The 17,551-nt window shown below is 68.0% G+C and carries 16 protein-coding genes; 10 read left to right on the forward strand and 6 right to left on the reverse strand.

Features of this window, described 5'->3' with window-relative positions; genetic code table 11:
• Positions 1–5: 5 nt before the first annotated feature.
• Positions 6–2,195 carry a glycoside hydrolase family 9 protein gene (locus AB0B91_RS14520; protein ID WP_358318745.1) on the reverse strand — a complete coding sequence of 730 codons (2,190 nt, stop codon included), beginning with the start codon at positions 2,193–2,195 and terminating at the stop codon, positions 6–8.
• Positions 2,196–2,490: 295 nt separating this feature from the next.
• Here AB0B91_RS14520 and AB0B91_RS14525 point away from each other — a divergent pair, with 295 nt between their 5' ends.
• The 7 genes from AB0B91_RS14525 (at position 2,491) to AB0B91_RS14555 (ending at position 9,910) form a co-directional block, all read left to right on the forward strand.
• Positions 2,491–3,774, forward strand: a complete 1,284-nt coding sequence (locus AB0B91_RS14525; protein WP_358318746.1) for an extracellular solute-binding protein — start codon at positions 2,491–2,493, stop codon at positions 3,772–3,774.
• Complete coding sequence (locus tag AB0B91_RS14530) at positions 3,761–4,723, forward strand: sugar ABC transporter permease (RefSeq protein ID WP_358318747.1); 963 nt, start codon at positions 3,761–3,763, stop codon at positions 4,721–4,723. The genes AB0B91_RS14525 and AB0B91_RS14530 overlap by 14 nt, the downstream gene beginning before the upstream one ends.
• A 2-nt stretch (positions 4,724–4,725) precedes the next feature.
• The gene (locus tag AB0B91_RS14535) at positions 4,726–5,547 is read left to right on the forward strand and encodes a carbohydrate ABC transporter permease (protein WP_358318748.1); all 822 of its coding nucleotides are present in this window, start codon (positions 4,726–4,728) and stop codon (positions 5,545–5,547) included.
• A complete protein-coding gene (locus AB0B91_RS14540) occupies positions 5,544–6,878 on the forward strand; it encodes a GH1 family beta-glucosidase (protein WP_358318749.1) in 1,335 nt (444 codons plus the stop codon). Before AB0B91_RS14535 ends, AB0B91_RS14540 begins: the two co-directional genes overlap by 4 nt.
• Complete coding sequence (locus tag AB0B91_RS14545) at positions 6,875–7,867, forward strand: LacI family DNA-binding transcriptional regulator (protein WP_358318750.1); 993 nt, start codon at positions 6,875–6,877, stop codon at positions 7,865–7,867. The genes AB0B91_RS14540 and AB0B91_RS14545 overlap by 4 nt, the downstream gene beginning before the upstream one ends.
• Positions 7,864–8,826, forward strand: a complete 963-nt coding sequence (locus tag AB0B91_RS14550; protein ID WP_358318751.1) for an aldo/keto reductase family protein — start codon at positions 7,864–7,866, stop codon at positions 8,824–8,826. Before AB0B91_RS14545 ends, AB0B91_RS14550 begins: the two co-directional genes overlap by 4 nt.
• A gap of 82 nt (positions 8,827–8,908) precedes the next feature.
• Entirely contained in the window at positions 8,909–9,910 is a 1,002-nt protein-coding gene (locus AB0B91_RS14555; RefSeq protein ID WP_358318752.1) for a LacI family DNA-binding transcriptional regulator, read from the forward strand.
• Between the two features lie 215 nt (positions 9,911–10,125).
• Here AB0B91_RS14555 and AB0B91_RS14560 read toward each other — a convergent pair whose 3' ends face one another.
• From AB0B91_RS14560 to AB0B91_RS14570, 3 genes are read right to left on the reverse strand one after another with little or no spacing between them, the layout of a single operon-like run.
• Complete coding sequence (locus tag AB0B91_RS14560) at positions 10,126–11,034, reverse strand: carbon-nitrogen hydrolase family protein (protein WP_358318753.1); 909 nt, start codon at positions 11,032–11,034, stop codon at positions 10,126–10,128.
• Positions 11,031–11,534, reverse strand: coding sequence for a hypothetical protein (locus tag AB0B91_RS14565; RefSeq protein ID WP_358318754.1), 504 nt, complete (start codon positions 11,532–11,534; stop codon positions 11,031–11,033). The genes AB0B91_RS14560 and AB0B91_RS14565 overlap by 4 nt, the downstream gene beginning before the upstream one ends.
• A 2-nt stretch (positions 11,535–11,536) precedes the next feature.
• Positions 11,537–12,484 carry an SIS domain-containing protein gene (locus AB0B91_RS14570; RefSeq protein ID WP_358318755.1) on the reverse strand — a complete coding sequence of 316 codons (948 nt, stop codon included), beginning with the start codon at positions 12,482–12,484 and terminating at the stop codon, positions 11,537–11,539.
• A 229-nt stretch (positions 12,485–12,713) separates the two neighbouring features.
• Here AB0B91_RS14570 and AB0B91_RS14575 point away from each other — a divergent pair, with 229 nt between their 5' ends.
• The gene (locus tag AB0B91_RS14575; protein ID WP_358318756.1) at positions 12,714–14,132 is read left to right on the forward strand and encodes a PLP-dependent aminotransferase family protein; all 1,419 of its coding nucleotides are present in this window, start codon (positions 12,714–12,716) and stop codon (positions 14,130–14,132) included.
• A gap of 454 nt (positions 14,133–14,586) precedes the next feature.
• The gene (locus tag AB0B91_RS14580; protein WP_358318757.1) at positions 14,587–15,846 is read left to right on the forward strand and encodes a serine hydrolase domain-containing protein; all 1,260 of its coding nucleotides are present in this window, start codon (positions 14,587–14,589) and stop codon (positions 15,844–15,846) included.
• A 72-nt stretch (positions 15,847–15,918) separates the two neighbouring features.
• Here the strand turns inward: AB0B91_RS14580 and AB0B91_RS14585 are convergent, their stop codons facing one another.
• Positions 15,919–16,251 (reverse strand): transposase, encoded by a 333-nt coding sequence (locus tag AB0B91_RS14585; RefSeq protein ID WP_358319207.1) that lies wholly within the window; start codon positions 16,249–16,251, stop codon positions 15,919–15,921.
• 77 nt (positions 16,252–16,328) lie between these two features.
• Between AB0B91_RS14585 and AB0B91_RS14590 the strand changes: the two genes are divergently transcribed.
• A complete protein-coding gene (locus AB0B91_RS14590; protein ID WP_358318758.1) occupies positions 16,329–17,192 on the forward strand; it encodes a class I SAM-dependent methyltransferase in 864 nt (287 codons plus the stop codon).
• Between the two features lie 92 nt (positions 17,193–17,284).
• Here AB0B91_RS14590 and AB0B91_RS14595 read toward each other — a convergent pair.
• Positions 17,285–17,551: hypothetical protein (locus AB0B91_RS14595; RefSeq protein ID WP_358318759.1), on the reverse strand; the 267-nt coding region annotated here is incomplete at its 5' end.

Below are 17,551 nucleotides of genomic sequence, written 5' to 3' on the forward strand. Positions count from 1 at the left end.
CCCTGTCACAGGGAGTCAGTGAAAGCGGCGATCCAGGCAAGGGATGAGTTCCAGTTGATCGCCACCTCGTTGGTGGACCAGGAGCCGATGTCGTCGATGTAGCACTTGGCGGGCGTACAGCCGGCGAGGTTGCGCTGGGCGACCGGGTCCTGGAGGCCGGAATTGGGCCCTCCGGCCAGGGAACCGGGGGCAGGGGTGGGAAGGCTCGGGTCGATCTGGTGGGCCCAGAATCGGTGGTGCTGGTTGTGGCTGGCCCGTTCGCCGTACCCGGTGACGTAGGACTGGTTGAGCGCGTTGCGCCCGAGCAGATAGTCCATCGACTCCAGGACCGCTTCGCGGTAGCGGCGGTCGCGGGTGAGGTCGTAGGCCGTCGCCATGATCATTGCGCTGTTGGTGGTGGCGCTGGTCGAGCCCCAGACGTACTTGCCGTCGGCCGGCAGGTAGGGGTTGGCGTAGCCCTGAGCGTTCATGTCGCGTACGTAGCGGCCGGCGACGGACAGCACCCGCTTGCGTGCGGCGGCGGACATGGCGGCCGGGAACCGGCCGGGCAGCCGGGCGACGGTCAGGTCGGCCAGCGCGCCGGTCGACTGCCAGGAGAACCCGTCCGCGGTCAGTTTCGTGGTGACGAAGGGCAGGTAGGAGCGCTTCCCGGTGGTCGCGTACAGTTCGGCGGCGGCCCAGGAGAACTCGTCGGAGACGTCGGTGTCGTCGTAGGCGCCCCCGCCCTCGCCTCCGGGTGGTGCATAAAGGTCGGGATGCGCACGGGCCGCCCGCCAAGCGGTCTCGGCGGCCTCAAGGCAACGTCGGGCGAACACGCGGTCCCATGTCCTCCAGATCCGGGCACACTGGGCGCCGGCTGCGGCAAGGTTGAGCGTCGCGGCGGTGGAGGGCGGGTAGAGGTAGCGCGGCTGCGCGTCCAGGTGCGGGATCGTCGGATGTCCGGTCCACGCGGCGTCGTGCATCTTGTGGTGGACCAGGCCGCTGGCGGGCACCTGCATGCGAAGCAGGAACTCCACCTCCCAGCGAGCCTCGTCGAGCACGTCCGGGACGCCGTTGCCGGCCTCGGGGATGCGCAGCAGGCCGTCGCGCGTCCCCTTCAGATCGTTCTGCCCGCGCGAGCGCTCGTAGAGGTCCATGAGCTGCCAGGCGGCGAGGGCGCCGTTCACCACGTACTTGCCGTGGTCGCCCGCGTCGTACCAGCCTCCGCGCACGTCCAGCGTGTGGTCGCAGGTGCCCGGCAGGCACGGGACGCGGGTGTCTCCCTGGTTGGGCGCGACGCCGAGGTGCCCGGCCGGCCTGGCATAGGCGTCGCCGACGTATGCGGCCTCGATCGGGATGCCGCTGCGGTTGTGGTAGAAGTACGCCAGTGCGTCCCTGCGCAGCCCGTCGTACAGGTCGTCGCCGATCTCGAACGGCAGGCTGACCTGGTCGCCGACCGCGAGCGTATAGCCGGTGCCCGCCTTGCGGACGGACGAGAAGTCGGCCACGTGGACATGGTCGCCGGACATCGCGTCGGCACCGTGCACTCGGGTGCGCCCCTGGGCCACGGCTGCGCCGCGCTTGTCGAGCAGCCGCCATTCCAGCGGCTCCGTCCCGGGGTTGACGATCGTGGCGCGCTTGGGGCCTGAGGTCGCGTAGCCGTGCTGGTTGACCCGCACCGGCGAGCCCAGGTCCCGGACGCCGCCCGGCGGGAGCACCCCGCCGACCAGGGAGATCTCGTCCAGGCACACCGTGTACGGCTCCGTGGCGCCGCCCATCTGGAAGGTCACCTGTCCGTGCGAGTCCGAGACGTTCGACGTCGCGGTGTACTCGAACGTGCGCGGCGTGGCCGTCAGCTCGGGCCGCTGGTCCAGAGGGGTGGTGTACGGAGGGCCGGCGAGCTGGACGGTGGTGCGGATGGTGACGTCCCGGCTGGCGGAGGCGGTGAAGCGGAGCGTGTACGGCTGGCCGTCCTCCAACGGGACGTCGTTCTGGCCGATCATGGAGTCCCACGGGTTCGTGGTCCCGGCCGGGACGTCGGCGCACAGCCGGCCCGATTCGACGCGTGACGGGGTGTTCTGGCTGCTCCACCAAGGGTCTTTGCTGCTGTCGAAGCCGCCGTTCAGCAGTCTTTCGTAGGAGTCGGCGTGCGCGGGGGTCGCGAGGCCGGCGAGGAGGAGGACACAGGCCGCGGACAGCCTGAGTGTGGCGGACATACCGGGACCTTTCAGGTCGCTGGACAGATCGTCCCCGGCACACCGCGGCGTCAGTGCCGAATCTTCTGCCAGGGCACCGCGAGCTGTCAACTGTTTCGCAGAGATTGAACCTTGCTCTCGTCGCCCCCTTCTCAGCGGTGCGACAATCCCCTAACATCGGCTGGGAGCGCTCCCAATTATGTCCGGAAAAAGCTCTGGAACACTGGCACAATCCGCGGCGTCAACGCAGGTAGTTGCGTGTATCCAGTGCCTCCATCCGCTCTGGAACCGCTCCCGGAAGCAGGGGAGAAATGACATGACGACACGGCTGGCGCGGCCACTGATCGCCGCCACCCTCACCGGCCTGCTCGCGGCGTGCGGCGCCGGCGCACAGACGCAGGACGCCGCGACGCAGGGAAAGACCACCCTGGTGGTCAAGACCTTCAGCGAGTTCGGCTACGAGGAGCTGTACAAGCAGTACGAGGCCGCTCATCCCGGAATAACGATCAAGCAGGAGAGCATCGCCCAGCTCGGCGACTACCTGCCCAAGCTGCAGCAGTGGATGGCCTCGGGCAGCGGAGCCGGAGACATTGTCGCGCTGGAGGAGGGCATCCTCATCCAGTTCATGGCCAAGCCCGAGCAGTTCGTGAACCTTCTCGACCACGGAGCCGGGTCGCTGAAGGCCGATTTCCTGGAATGGAAGTGGAAGCAGGCGCTCACGAACGACGGTGCCAAACTCGTCGGGCTCGGCACAGATGTCGGCGCGCAAGGCATGTGCTACCGGACAGACCTGCTGGCCAAGGCCGGACTGCCCGCCGATCGTGAGAAGGTCGGTGAGCTCTGGCCGACCTGGGACGCTTACCTTGCCACCGGGCAGAAGTTCGCTCAGGCCAAGACGGGAGCGCACTTCTTCGACTCGGCCGGGGGCATCTATCAGAACATCCTGATGCAGCAGGGCGACCACACCTACTACGACACCTCCAACAACCTGGTGATCGACACCAATCCCGGAGTGAAGGCCGCCTGGGACCAGGCGGTCAAGATGGTCCAGGGCGGACTGTCGGCGAATCTCGCGCAGTGGAGCCCGCAGTGGAACGCCGGGTTCAAGAAGGGCACCTTCGCCACCATCCCGTGCCCGTCCTGGATGCTCGGCGTCATCGAGGAGCAGGCGGGGCCGGAGAACGCCGGCAAGTGGGATGTGGCGCGCGTGCCAGGCGACGGAGCCGTTCGCGGTGGCTCGTTCCTCGCGGTGCCGACGCAGAGCAAGCACCAGAAGGAAGCGGCCGAACTGGTGAAGTTCCTCACCAGCCCGAAGGGGCAGATCGCGGCGTTCAAGGCCAAGAGCAACTTCCCCTCGTCGCCGCAGGCCATCGACGACCCGGCGGTGCAGGGCTTCGTCAACGACTACTTCAACAACGCTCCCGTCGGGAAGATCTTCGGAGCGAGCGCGAAGGCGCTCAAGCCGGTCTACCTGGGGCCGAACAACAACCCGGTCGGTGACCGCGTCGGCAACGCGCTGACGGCCGTCGAGCAGGGCAAGCTCCAGCCGGACGAGGCGTGGGCCAAGGCTGTCGAGGACGCCAAGCGTGCTGCGAAGTAGCAAGGTGTCATCCGCTTCGCACGCGAGGTCGCACGCGAGGTCGCACGCGAGGTCGCGGGCGGGGCTGCTGTCCCGCCTCGACCTGGTGGGCTCGCCCTACCTCTTCGTGGCGCCGTTTTTCGTGATCTTCGCGGTCTTCGGGCTCTTCCCGCTGCTGTACACCGCGTGGGTCTCGCTGCATGACTGGGACCTGGCAGGGGACGCGGGCTTCGTCGGGCTGGCGAACTACGCGGATCTGTTCGCCGACCCCGACTTCTGGAACGCGGTCGTCAATACCCTTGGCATGTTCGTGCTGGCCACGGTGCCGCAGTTGCTCCTGGCACTGGTCGTGGCGAGCCTGCTCAACCAGCGGCTGCGTGCGCTGACGTTCTTCCGGATGGGAGTGCTCGCGCCGATCGTCACCTCGGTGGCCGCGGTGGGCATCGTGTTCAGCCAGATCTTCGACCGCGACGCCGGCATGGCCAACGGCCTGCTCGCCCTGCTGGGCATGGACCCGGTGGACTGGCGGGCGGACAAGTGGTCGTCCTGGCTGGCGATCTCGGTCATGGTCGATTGGCGATGGACCGGCTACAACGCGCTGATCTTCCTGGCCGCGATGCAGTCGGTACCGCGCGACGTGTACGAGGCGGCGGCCATCGACGGTGCCTCCAGGGTCAGGCAGTTCTGGGGCATCACGGTGCCGCTGATCCGGCCGGCGATCCTGTTCGCGGTGATCATCTCGACGATCGGCGGCATGCAGCTGTTCACCGAGCCGCTCATCTTCGGCCAGGGCGCCTACGCCATCTCCGGCGGCAGTCTGCGGCAGTTCCAGACCGTGGCCATGTACATGTTCGAGAAGGCCTTCAGAGACTTCGACTACGGCTATGGCTCGGCCGTCGCCTGGATGATCTTCCTGCTCATTGTGGTCTTCGCTCTGGTCAACTTCCTGGTCACGCGGAGAGCGAGATAGCCATGCGAACCTCAGGCCCTCTGGTCTACCTCACCCTGCTGGCGGCGATCGCGCTGTCGGTCTTCCCGATCTACTGGCTGTTCGTCGTCGCCACCCGTGCCAACGACGTCGTCGGTGACTGGCCGCCGCCGCTCACCCCGGGCGGCAACCTGGGCGAGAACGTCACGCGGCTCTTCGCGGCCGAGGACGCCAATTTCCTGCTGGGAATGGTCAACTCCGCGATCGCTTCCATCACCGTGACCGTATCGGTGGTGTTCTTCTGCTCGCTGGCCGGCTTCGCGTTCGCCAAGCTGCGCTTCCGCGGCAGGAACGCGCTCTTGCTCGTCATCCTGGCCACGATGATGATCCCGGTCCAGATGGGCATCATCCCGCTCTACATGATCATGGTGGAGCTCGGCTGGCAGAACCGGCTGCAGGCGGTCATCGTGCCGTTCCTGGTCTCGGCGTTCGGTGTCTTCCTGATGCGGCAGTACGCCGAGCGGGCAGTCCCCGACGAGTTGGTCGAGGCGGCACGGGTGGACGGCTGCTCGACCTTCGGCATCTTCTGGAAGGTCGTGCTGCCCGCTCTACGGCCGGGCGCCGCCGTGCTGGGACTGTTCACCTTCATGGGCACCTGGAACGAGTTCCTGTGGCCGCTGGCCGTTCTGGAGGCCGACAACCCGACCGTCCAGTTCTCGCTCAGCCAGTTGTCCAGCACCTACTACACCGACTACACGCTCATGTTCTCCGGGACGCTGATCGCCACGCTCCCGCTGCTGTTCGTCTTCATCGCATTCGGCCGCCAGATCATCGGCGGCATCATGGAAGGAGCCGTCAAGGCGTGAACACGTTCGATCCTGGCTTTCTCTGGGGGGCCGCCACCTCGAGCTACCAGATCGAGGGGGCGGCCGCCGAGGACGGACGCGAGCCTTCGATCTGGGATGTCTTCGCCGCGCAGCCCGGCAACGTGCGCGACGGCGACACCGGTGACGTCGCCGCCGACCACTACCACCGCTACCGCGACGACGTCGCCCTCATGGCCGAGCTCGGCCTGCGCGCCTACCGTTTCTCCGTGGCCTGGCCGCGGGTGCAGCCGCGCGGATCGGGAGCCGTCAACCAGCGCGGCCTGGACTTCTACCGGCGCCTTGTGGACGAGCTGCTGAGCCGCGGGATCCAGCCGTGGCCGACGCTGTACCACTGGGACCTGCCCCAGCCGCTGGAGGACGCCGGTGGCTGGCCCGCGCGGGACACGGCCCTGCGCTTCGCCGACTACGCCGCCGCCGTGCACGACGCGCTGGCCGACAGGGTGACGAACTGGACCACGCTCAACGAGCCCTGGTGCTCGGCCTTCCTCGGGTACGCCACCGGAGAGCACGCGCCCGGTCGGCGTGAGCCTGCCGCCGCCATCCGTGCCGTGCACCACCTGCTGCTCGGTCACGGCATGGCCGCCGGCGCCATGAGCGGCTCGCGGGTCGGCATTACCCTGAACCCCGCCCAGGTGAGCCCGGCCACCGGCTCGGCCGAGGACCTGGACGCCGCGCGCCGCATCGACGGCGTGGCCAACCGGATCTTCCTGGACCCGCTGTTCCGGGCCGCATACCCAGCGGACGTGGTCGAGGACCTGATCGAGGTGACCGGCTTCGAGCACGTCCATGACGGCGACCTGAAGGTGATCGCCGCACCGCTGGACTTCCTGGGCGTCAACTACTACACCCCGGCCATAGTCTCCGGCGACGGTTCCGCCCATACGGCGGGCAAGCCGAGCCCATACGTCGGGTCGGAGACGGTGCGATTCGTGGACGGCGGGCGGCCGCGGACCACCATGGGATGGGAGATCGACGAGAGCGGGCTGTCCGACCTGCTCGTGCGGCTCGCCCGCGACTACTCGGTGACCGCCCTCTACGTCACCGAGAACGGCGCGGCCTACGACGACCAGGTGCACGACGCCGACCGGATCGCCTACCTCGATGGCCACCTGCGCGCCTGCCACGACGCCGTGGCGCAGGGAGTGCCGCTGCGCGGCTATTTCGCCTGGTCTCTGCTGGACAACTTCGAGTGGGCGTACGGGTACTCTCAGCGGTTCGGCCTGGTTCACGTCGACTTCGCCACGCAGCGCCGTACCTCCAAGGACAGCGCGCGCTGGTACGCCGAGGTGATCAGGCGCGGTGGGTTGTGAGACCCACGATCGAGCAGGTGGCCGCGCACGCGGGGGTCGGCCGGAGCACGGTCTCCCGCGTGCTCAACGGCTCCTCCAAGGTACGCCCGAAGACCAGGGTCACCGTGCAGAAGGCCATCGAGGAGTTGCGCTACACCCCCAATCGAGCCGCGCGTTCGCTGGTCACCCGGCGCACGGACACCGTCGCGCTGGTCATCTCAGAGTCTCCCGAGCGGGTTTTCAGCGACCCGTTCTTCGCGGGCGTGGTACGCGGCATCGCGGCGCAGCTGACGTCGTCCGGCAAGCAGTTACTGATGACCATGGCTCGGTCGAGCAGCGAGCGGTCAGCCTTGGAGGCCTATCTCGGGGGCGGCCACGTGGACGGGGTCCTGCTGCTCTCGCTGCACCATGAGGATCCGCTCCCGTCCCACCTGGGAGAGCTCGGCCTCCCGGCGGTGCTGGGCGGCAGGCCGCTCGATCCCGCTCTCGCCGCTCATGTCGTGGACGTGGACAACCAGGCGGGAGCGTACCTGGCGGTGCGGCACCTGGTCGAGCGGGGACGGCGCCGGATCGCGACCATCACGGGACCGATGGACATGCTCGTCAGCGTCCACCGGCTGGGGGGCTACCGTGATGGCCTGACCACCTCCGGGATCGAGGAGAGTTCCGATCTCGTGGCGGGCGGGGACTTCAGTGAGCGGAGCGGTGCCGTTGCCATGCGGGCACTGCTGGCCCGCAGGCCCGACCTTGACGCGGTCTTCGCCGCCTCCGACCTGATGGCCCTGGGCGCGCTGCGGGTGCTGCGTGAGGCGGGCCGCGCCGACGTAGCCGTCGTGGGCTTCGACGACTCGCCACTCGCCGAGCAGGCCGGGCTCACCTCGGTCCATCAGCCGGTCCAGGAGATGGGCCGGGAGATGGTCCGCCTGCTGCTCATGTTGATCGGCGGCGGGGCACCGAGCCGATCGGTCCTCGTCCTCACCCCACACCTCGCGACAAGGGAGACTTCATGAAATTTCGTCATCTTGGGCACAGCGGGCTCATGGTCAGTGAGATCGCCTACGGCAACTGGCTCACCGAGGACACCGTAGAGTCCTGCGTGCACGCCGCCCTCGACGCCGGGATCACCACGTTCGACACCGCCGACGCCTATGCCGAGACCCGCGCCGAGGAGGTGCTCGGCCAGGCGCTGCGGGGCGTCCGCCGCGACTCGGTGGAGATCCTCACCAAGATCTACTGGCCCACCGGCCCCGGCCCCAACGACCGCGGCCTGTCCCGCAAGCACATCATCCGCTCGATCGACGGCTCCCTGCGCCGTCTCGGCACCGACTACGTGGATCTCTACCAGGCGCACCGCTACGACTACGCCACCCCCTTGGAAGAGACCCTGCGGGCCTTCGACGACCTGGTGCGAAGCGGCAAGGTCCTGTACGTCGGCGTCTCCGACTGGACGGCGGATCAGCTCGCCGACGCGCTGCGAATCGCCGACGACCTGGGCCTGGACCGGATCGTGTCCAACCAGCCGCAGTACAACATGCTGCGCAGGGTCATCGAACCAGAGATCCTCCCGCTGTGCGCCAAGGAAGGTGTCGGCCAGCTCGTCTACCAGCCGATGGCCCAGGGCGTGCTGGCTGGGCGCTACTCCCCTGGCCAGGCGCCGCCCGCCGAGGCGCGCAAGGAGTTCGTGGGCCGCCTGCTCACCGACGACATCCTGACGCGCGTGGAGCGGCTCCGCCCGATCGCGGCGGACCTCGGGCTGACCATGGCGCAACTGGCGATCGCCTGGGTGCTGCGCGGCCTGGAGATCTCGGCCGCGATCGTCGGCGGCTCGCGGCCCGAGCAGGTGCGCGACAGCGCGGCGGCATCCGGGGCGACCCTCGGAGACGACGTGCTCGACGCGATCGACGAGATCTTGGACGGCGTGGTGGAACGCGTGGCCGACGGGCCCTTCAGCCCCCTCACCAGGGCCTGATCACCGTTGGGAGCGCTCACAGACTGGAAGCCTGATAACCTCCACATGACCAGCACGTACACACTTGGGAGCGCTCCTAAAAATGACGGATCGGCAGCCGACGCTGGACGAGGTGGCCCAGCGGGCGGGCGTGTCCAGGGGCACGGTGTCCCGGGTGATCAACAACGCCCCGCATGTTAGCCGGGCCGCGCGGCAGGCCGTGGAGCGGGCCGTCAAGGATCTGGGCTACGTACCCAACGTCGCCGCCCGCTCCCTGGCCACCCAGCGCAGTGGCGCGGTCGTGCTGGCGGTCTCCAGCGACGACCAGGCCCTGTTCACCAACCCCTTCTTCGCCGAGGTCATCGTCGGGGTGAACGCCGCCCTGGAGGAGACCGACCTTGAGCTGCTGCTGATCCTGGCCGCCTCCGAGCGCGGCAGGAACCGGCTGGCCCGTGTCCTGCAGTCACGCAGGGCCGACGGTGTCATGCTGCTGGCCCTGCGGGAAAACGACCCTCTGGCGAAGGTGGCCGCCGAAGGCGGCGTCCCCGTGGTCCACGGCGGACGCTCCCTGGGCGGCTCCCACCACTGGTACGTGGACGCCGACAACCGCGACGGCGCGCGCCAGGCGGCCGAATACCTGATCTCCACCGGCCGCACCAGGATCGCGACCATCACCGGGCCGCTCGACATGCACGTCGGCGTATCCCGCTACCTGGGCTTCCGCGAGGCGCTGGCACTGGCAGGACTCGGGGCCGAGCGGGTCGCGCACGGCGACTTCACGGAGGCGAGCGGAGCCGCCGCGATGGCTCGCCTGCTGACCGACCATCCGGACCTCGACGCCGTGCTGGTCGCCTCCGACGAGATGGCCGTGGGCGCGCTCGGCGTGCTGAAAGAGCACGGCCGGGCCGTACCCGGCGAGATCGCGGTCGTGGGGTTCGACGACGTGGTGACCGCCCGGCACACCCATCCCACCCTCACCACGGTGCGCCAGCCCATCAAGGCCCTCGGCCGCGAGATGATCCGCATGCTCCTCGCTCTGATCCGCGGCGAGGAGCCCACCCCACTCATCCTCCCCACCGAACTGGTCATCCGCGAATCCGCCTGAATCCGTACCAGGGAGCCCCGAAGGGTAAGTGCAGGTTCGCTGTGCTGGGCTCCTGCGACGCCGGGCGAGACGGCTCCGGTGGCAGGAGGAGTGAACGAAGTCACCGTCCGGTGAGCCAGATCGCCCGTGGCGAACGAGCACCGACCTCCCGCAAGAGCTTGCTGCCGATGACGTTGTGGTCGATCCTGCCGACGCGAGCGGCGGACGCATTTCTCCTATGACCCTGGTGGAGAGGTACGGAACTGGAAGATGTCGGGGCGTGCGTAGTGGCCGACGACATCCAGGTCGAGGTAAGCGCCGTCGAGCACGGCGAGGTCGATGTCGGCGACGAGCATGTCCTGCTTGCCGAAGGACGGCCCGGTGACCACGCGTCCGAAGGGGTCCACGATGCAACTGCCCCCTTGGATGATCCCTGAGGCCGCGCCGGCCGGATCGGCCGCGGGGAAGTCGTGCGGATAGTCGTTCCTGCCGGCGAACTGGTTGGCCGAGAGCACGAAGCAACGGCCCTCGACGGCGATGTGCCGCATGGTCGACGTCCATACGTCGCGATCGTCCACTGTGGGCGCGCAATAGATCTGCACGCCCCGCTCGTAGAGGGCGGTGCGGTAGAGCGGCATGTAGCTTTCCCAGCAGATGGCCAGGCCGATGCGCCCGATGTCCGTGTCTGTGACGATGACGTCGCGTGCGTCGCCGCGTCCCCAGATCACGCGTTCGGTTCCCGTGGGTACGAGCTTGCGGTGGCGAGCCAGCAGCGTGCCGTCGGGTGCGAACAACAGTGCCGAGCAGTACAAGGTACGGCCAGAGCGTTCGATGATGCCGACGACCACGTGGACTCCATGGGCCGCCACAGCGGCGCTGATCTCCTCGAACGCCTCACCAGGGATCTCGACTGCCGATCTGCGGTACCGCGCGAACAGCGCGCGTCCCTGGTCGTCGCGCCGTCCCACGCTCGCACCGAAGGTCGAGCCCTTGGGGTAGCCGCCGATGAACGCCTCGGGGAACACCACGAGGTGCGTTCCCTCAGCGGCCGCCTGCGCCAGGAGGTCTCGGAAACGGTGCAGTGTCTCCGGCAGATCGAAGAGGCGGGGCGCGGCCTGGACGACGGCGACGCGTCGTGTCGTCATGACGCGGTCTTCTCGGTGACAGGTCCCGATGTGAGATACCCGGAAAGGTCTGGAGTTGCGGGGCGCTCCAGGACATACCTGATCCAGGCTCGCCGTTCGTGGTCGATGGCCTGCAGTTCCCAGACGCAGGCCGTGGGCCCCTCCGGTGGTACGGACCGCAGGTTCGTCGTGCCCAGGTCGGCCCGCCATAGCCGCTCGTACAGGATGTCGGCCTCCCACCAGCACACGAGCACCCACAGTGCCTCAGTGCCACGATGCAGGATCAGGAATCCGGCGCCCAGGCCTGTCCCGGACCGCGTGGGTTGCGGCAGGTCTCGCTCGGCCGCCTCGAGCGCGGCTTCGATCTCGGCATCGCCGGGAAGCTCGCTGCCGGCCGCGATGGCGATGAGCTTCAGTCGCCAGCCCGCACGCTCAGTGACCCCGAGCCATTCGGTCCTACGCGGCCGGTACGGCTCCGTCGGCAGCGGGAGGGGGTTCGAGAAAATCGGCGAAGGGGCCATGGTCACAACGTCAATTCGGTCATGGCCGACATCCACGGTTCCACCCCGCCGTGGAGGGTGTCGGGATCAGTGCCGCGTATCCGGGCGAGCTCCGCGGTGAGCCGCTGCAACGGCACGATGGACGTGAAGGGGCGCATCCACGGATCAACCGGTGCGAACCTAAGGTCTGCGTCGTCCTCGCCGCTGATCCACACGGTCGCGCCGAGCTTGGCCAGCAGTGCCCGCAGCGTTTTCGTCCGTCCTTGGTCGTCAGCGCGTGGCGTGATGCTGATGACGTTCATTCCGGCACGGAAGGCGGCGGGTGTGCCATGCAGGGAGAATTCCGTGGACATCGCCTCCGTCCACAGACGAGCCCCTTCTTTGATCTTGAGTGCGGCCTCGGCCGCGGTAATCGCGTCGAGATCGAAGCCGACCAGCAGCAGCGGCTCACTGGCGGCGCAGCCCTCGGCGACCTGGATCGGAGCGGGTTCAGCCAGGGTCAGCTTCAGCGCCTCGGGCACGGTCCGCAGCGCTGCCGCGAACCGCTCCCGATGCGGCCCTTCCAGACCGGCCACCATCCCGCCCAGCACGGCCAGCGACGACAGGTAGGAAACGGTGAAGGTACCGGCCGTCTCATTGGGGCACGTACGCGCGACGACGTCGGCGGGCTGATCAGGCGCATCCGCGCCCACGATCGCGATCGTGGCGGCACCGGCCGCGCGTGCCTTGTCGAGCGCGGCGCTCGGATACCGCTTGTAACCGCGATGGCTGATCACCACCACTTGATCCTCGGCGGTCAGCGGATAGCACAGCGCCAGGTCGTGCGCGTCGACTGCCGCCGCTCGGATACGGCCACCGGAGACGTGCCACGTCCACGCCGCGGCGATTCGCGCGGCGTGCAGCGAGGTGCCGATTCCCGTGAAGATGATCGGCCGGCCTCCATCGAGGCGAGGCGAGTCGACGATGAGCAATTTCGCGACCATGTCCGGCTGTGCGGCGATCTGGTCGTCCAGAGCGAACCTCATGGGCGAGACCGTACGCATAAAGTGGTCAACCCAACAGGTCCACTTATACGCGATGGAGCAGTCCACTATCGTGCCTCGCCCACCGGCCACTTTCTCGCCCCTGGTCATTCCACTCGCCCAAGAGAGCGGAAGGCCCCTGCGCTGGCGGCTGCACCAGGGGTTCAGGGCGGCTATTTTGAACGGGCAGTTCGAACCGGGCGCTCGCCTGCCATCCACCCGTACGCTCGCCAACTCTCTCGGAATTTCCCGCTCGACTGTGGTGGAGGCGTTCGACCAACTCGCGGCCGAGGGCTTCATCGAGCGCCGGATCGGGTCCGGCACCTATGTCAGTCCTCAGCTCTCCGGTTTGGGCGCGGGCGGCCGAGCTGAACGCCCGCCGAGTGCCGATCCCCGCCGCCGACCGGCGCGGCGGATGCGTCTGGCGTCAGCCGCCCCCACCTCGCTGAGCGAGACGTTTGCGGGCCGGTCAGCGGCGGGCCGGCCGATGGCGTTCACTCCCTGCGAACCCGATGCGGAGCTGTTTCCGCATCGGCTGTGGGCGAGGATGCTGGCGCGGCACGCCCGCGCACCGATGTCATGGAGCGCCTCGCCCGCCCCCGCTGGGCTGCTCGACCTGCGGCAGGCACTCGCGGCGCACCTCACACTCTCGCGTGGGGTCACGGCCGATCCTGATCGGATCATCGTGGTGTCCGGTGCGCGACAGGCCATCTTCCTCTGCGCTCATGCGCTGCTCGATCCCGGCGACGACGTGTGGTGTGAGGACCCCGGCTACCCCGAGGCGCGAACGGCTCTGGCTTTCGCCGGGGCGAACGTCGTACCCGTGCCGATCGACGACGGGGGGATCGACGTGAACGCGGCGGAACGCCTGGCACCACGTGCGCGCGCCGCCTACGTGATGCCTTCTCACCAACTCCCGACCGGCATCGTCATGAGGCTCCGGCGGCGCCTGCAGCTACTTGACTGGGCCGCGCGCAACGATGCGTGGATCCTGGAGGATGACTACGACAGCGAATTCTGCTACGACAACCGGCCGCTGACCGCCCTGCAGGGCCTCGACGATCACCAATCGGTCGTGTACATCGGCACCCTCAACAAAATCACCTTCCCGGGTCTGGGCCTGGGCTACGTGGTGGCGCCCGCCGCCATCGCAGACGCGCTCGCCTCGGCCGCCGTCACGATGTCGCTGTCCGTGCCGCTCGCGGTGCAGGCCGCCGCCGCGGACTTCATCTCCGAAGGACACCTCGCCCAGCACATCACGCGAATGCGCGGCGTGTACGGCGAGCGCCAGCGGCTCCTCATCGACGAACTCGACCGCCAGCTCGGCGACGCCATCCGCCCGGAGCCGATATCCGTGGGCATGCACGTCCTGGCCGCACTGCACGGCATCTCCGCCCAGGAGATCGCCGCGCGTGGCGCCGCTCGAGGTTTGGACCTTCGCCCGCTGTCCGGCTACGCCGAGACCTCCATACCCGGCAACGCGATCGTCCTGGGATACACCCACCTCCCACAGGAGCGGATCCGATCGGCGGTACGCGTCCTCGCCCAAACCCTGCCCGACGCCCATGCTGCCGCATCCCAGCGGCCCATCACGTGACCGGGTGGCGGTTGAAGAGCACGCCCGGTAGAGATCGCAGCCCGAGGAAAACACGCGCAGACAGCGCTCGCACCCGCGTGGTACGACATTGACAGCGACCGGCATGGAGACCCGTCGCCGGGCGCGTTCTCGCCTGCCCACCTGCGGGTGTCACGTTGCTGTATATCGGTGACCCATCCGAGGCGCACGACTACTTCGCTCGCGCGGCCGAGTCGCTCGTCGCACCGCGCGAGCGGGTGCGGCGGGCGATCGTGCCGACCGATCAGGCCCTCGCCCGCATCCGCCTCGACGATCCGCGAGGCCACCTGTTCGTTGTAGGTCGCGCCTTTCTCGGCGGCCGCGGCTGCGGCGGTGGCCTCGGCGTGGCCCAACCCTCAAGAAGGCTGCGGAAACGCCGAGGAAACGACCTGCGCGCTTACATCCCTCGCAGATCGTTTCTCGTGAAAGGATTTCCATGGCGTTGTCACATCCCTCACTTGGCCACGACCCTTCGCGCCGTTCCGCACTCGGGTTCCTGGGAGCAGTTCCGCTGGCGGCCGGTGGCCTGCTGGCCGCGCAGGGAACCGCCGACCTTTCATCAGGTTCTGGCCGGATCCCCAAGGATCTGCGTCCTGGAGGCGCGTTCGATCGGCACATCAAAGAACTGGCGGACAAGGACGAGTTCTCCGGCACCGTGATGATCGCGCACCGCGGCCGTCAGGTCCTGGCCCGCGCCTACGGGTGGGCGGACAAGGAAGGCAAGGTCCCGAACAAGGTCGACACCATCTACGCTCTGGCCTCGTCCTCCAAGCCGTTCACCGGGCTGGCTGTGGTGCAGCTCGTCCAGCAGGGCAAGCTCAAGTTCTACGACCTGGTGAGCAAGCATCTGGATGGCCTGCCGACGAAAATGGCCGAAAGCATCACCGTGCACCATCTCCTGACGCACACCAGTGGCCTGGGCGACGCCCGGCGCGCCGGCGAGAAGCCGCCGCCAGAGAAGATCCACAACAGCTACGCGGAGCAGATGGCGGACTTCTGGGCGAATCTGAAAACATTCGAGCTGGAGTTCGCCCCCGGAACGAAGAAGGCCTACAGCAGTATGGGCTACACGCTGCTCGGCGAACTCGTGGCGAAGGTCTCCGGCAAGTCGTTCCAGGACTACGTCCACCAGAACATTTTCCTCCCGGCCGACATGGAGGACTCCGCCTACTACAACCGCAGCCAGTGGCTGGCCGATGAGCGCATCGCCCATCCGTACATGTATCAGAAGGACGGCACGCGGGTTGACGCCGTCCGTAACCTCGACAAGGGCTCCGTCTACGGCGACGCCGGCCAAGGCAGCAACTCGGCACGGGGATGGATGGGAACAGGCGGTGGCAACGGCTTCTCCAGCGCCCCGGATCTGGTGCGCTTCGCGGTCGCGTTGCAAGGCGGCAAGCTCACCGCACGGCCCTACACCGAGTTGTACATGAACGGAAAGATCTCCGCGAAGCCGCTGAGGGAGGACCCCTCCGGCAGTTCCCTTCGAGGGGAGACCTTCCAGGCGTACGGGCCTGTGGCCGCCACCTACAACAACCAGCGCATCATCACCCACGGAGGTGGTGCGGGCGGCATCTCGACGAGCTGGTCCGTCTACCTCGACATGGACTGGACGGCCGTCATCCTGAGCAACTACGACCTGCAGAGCATCGAGCCGATCATCGCCCTGGAACGACGGCTTATCACCGGCGCATAGCTCCAGTTCCTCAGACCGGGTGGCCCGAAGGTGAGATTCCTCCAGGCCACCCGACCTAAGGGATTCGCGCCATCAGCCCGAGCGATCGCGTGGTGGGCCTTCTCCGCGTCGATCAGCTCGTACTTGGCCGGCGTCATCGATTCTCGGCCGCGAAGAAGGCGGCTGCTCGTCCTGGGCGCTCGCGATCCGATACCGGTTCACCCAGCTGCCCAGAGCGCTGGCGTTGATCCCGAACTCGCGCGCCACCGACGCGACCGTCCGCTCGCCCTCCAGCGCCATGCGGATGGCTTCTTCCTTGAACTCCGGCGCCCCTAGATCCTCGGCGGCGGCCGAGGACTCGCCGCTTGAAGTTCCTCCGCCGTCTCCGGAGCCCCGAATACAATGCGAGCGTAGCGGTAGCGGAATGTAATCATAGCGCTACGGATAGTTATCGCGCGGGTATGAGCCTCGTAGATCACCCGCTCTCTCGTAAGGCCTTTCCTATGACTGTCTCCGAGCTCGACGCCGCCGCACATCGCCGCTGGCTGGGCAAGACCATGGCGCTGAGCTGCGGGCTCTGGGAGGGGACGAACGACCTCGACGCCGCCCAGCTCGCGAAATACCGGCTGCTGAGTGACTGGGCGAAGGTGACCGTCCAGTCACGCGTCCTCGACGTGGGCTCGGGCTACGGCGGCCTCCTGCGCTATCTGAGCCAAGAACGCGGTGTGGCAGCCGCGTGTGGTGTCGACGCCTCCGATGAGGCCTGCCGGGAGGCCGGGCAGTTGCGGCTGCGCGGGGTGACCGTCCACCAAGGCGACTATCGCGCCTTCACCCCCGACCGACCCTACGACGCGGTCGTCAGCATCGGGCTCCTGGAGAACGTGGACGGCACGCCCGAGACCTACGCGGAGTTCTTCGCCCACGCACACGCGTGGACCAGACCGGGCGCCCATCTGGCGCTGGAGAGCACGATCCGGGGGCACAGCGCGCGCTGGTCGGCCGAGGCGGCACAGTATGTCGAGGCGATGCGACGCCTGCGCCTGACCGGCACCCTTCTCACGCTCGACCAGCTCCTGGCCGCCTGCGGACGTTGGTGGGAGCCGATCCAGGTGCGGACCCACCGCGACGACTACGCGCGCACCTTCGCGACATGGGCCGCCCAGCTGCGCAGGTGCTGCGATCAGCTCGGAAACGTCGAGCGCGACGAAACGGCACTCGCCGACTGGCTGCAATTCACCATGACGGGCACGGCGCTGTTCCAGCAGGGCGCCCTGTCCGTCGCGCACCTCGGACTACGCCGGATAGATCAACCAGAGCGTCTGCCGACCGCACCGGTCCCACGAGACCCCGCAAGTCCGCAGGCGTGAAGACACCCGGGCACCGGCCCGGCTCAAAAGCCCCGCGATCAGACATCGCGTGGATCCCGTGAGGCATGTAGTCCTCACGGCGGCATTCTCATTCACGGAAGGAGAAAGACAATGCTTTCGACGATCAGCTCGACCGAAACACTGAGCGCCTGCTCGATTGAGACGGACGACGGCAAGCTTCTGGTCGCCCCGATCACCAGCAGCAGCAGCTCAGCCGCCGTCGCCATGGAGGAGTAACGAGACAAGGGGGTGCCGTGTCCCGGTCCGCGGCCAGTCCGCGCGATCTGGATGAAGCCGGGATATTTCGATCTTCGTTCCGTGCTCGTTCGGGTCGGCCTTCGGCTCGCTGATGTCCTCGG

It is taken from the genome of Nonomuraea sp. NPDC049141 (assembly GCF_040648415.1).
Lineage (GTDB): Bacteria > Actinomycetota > Actinomycetes > Streptosporangiales > Streptosporangiaceae > Nonomuraea.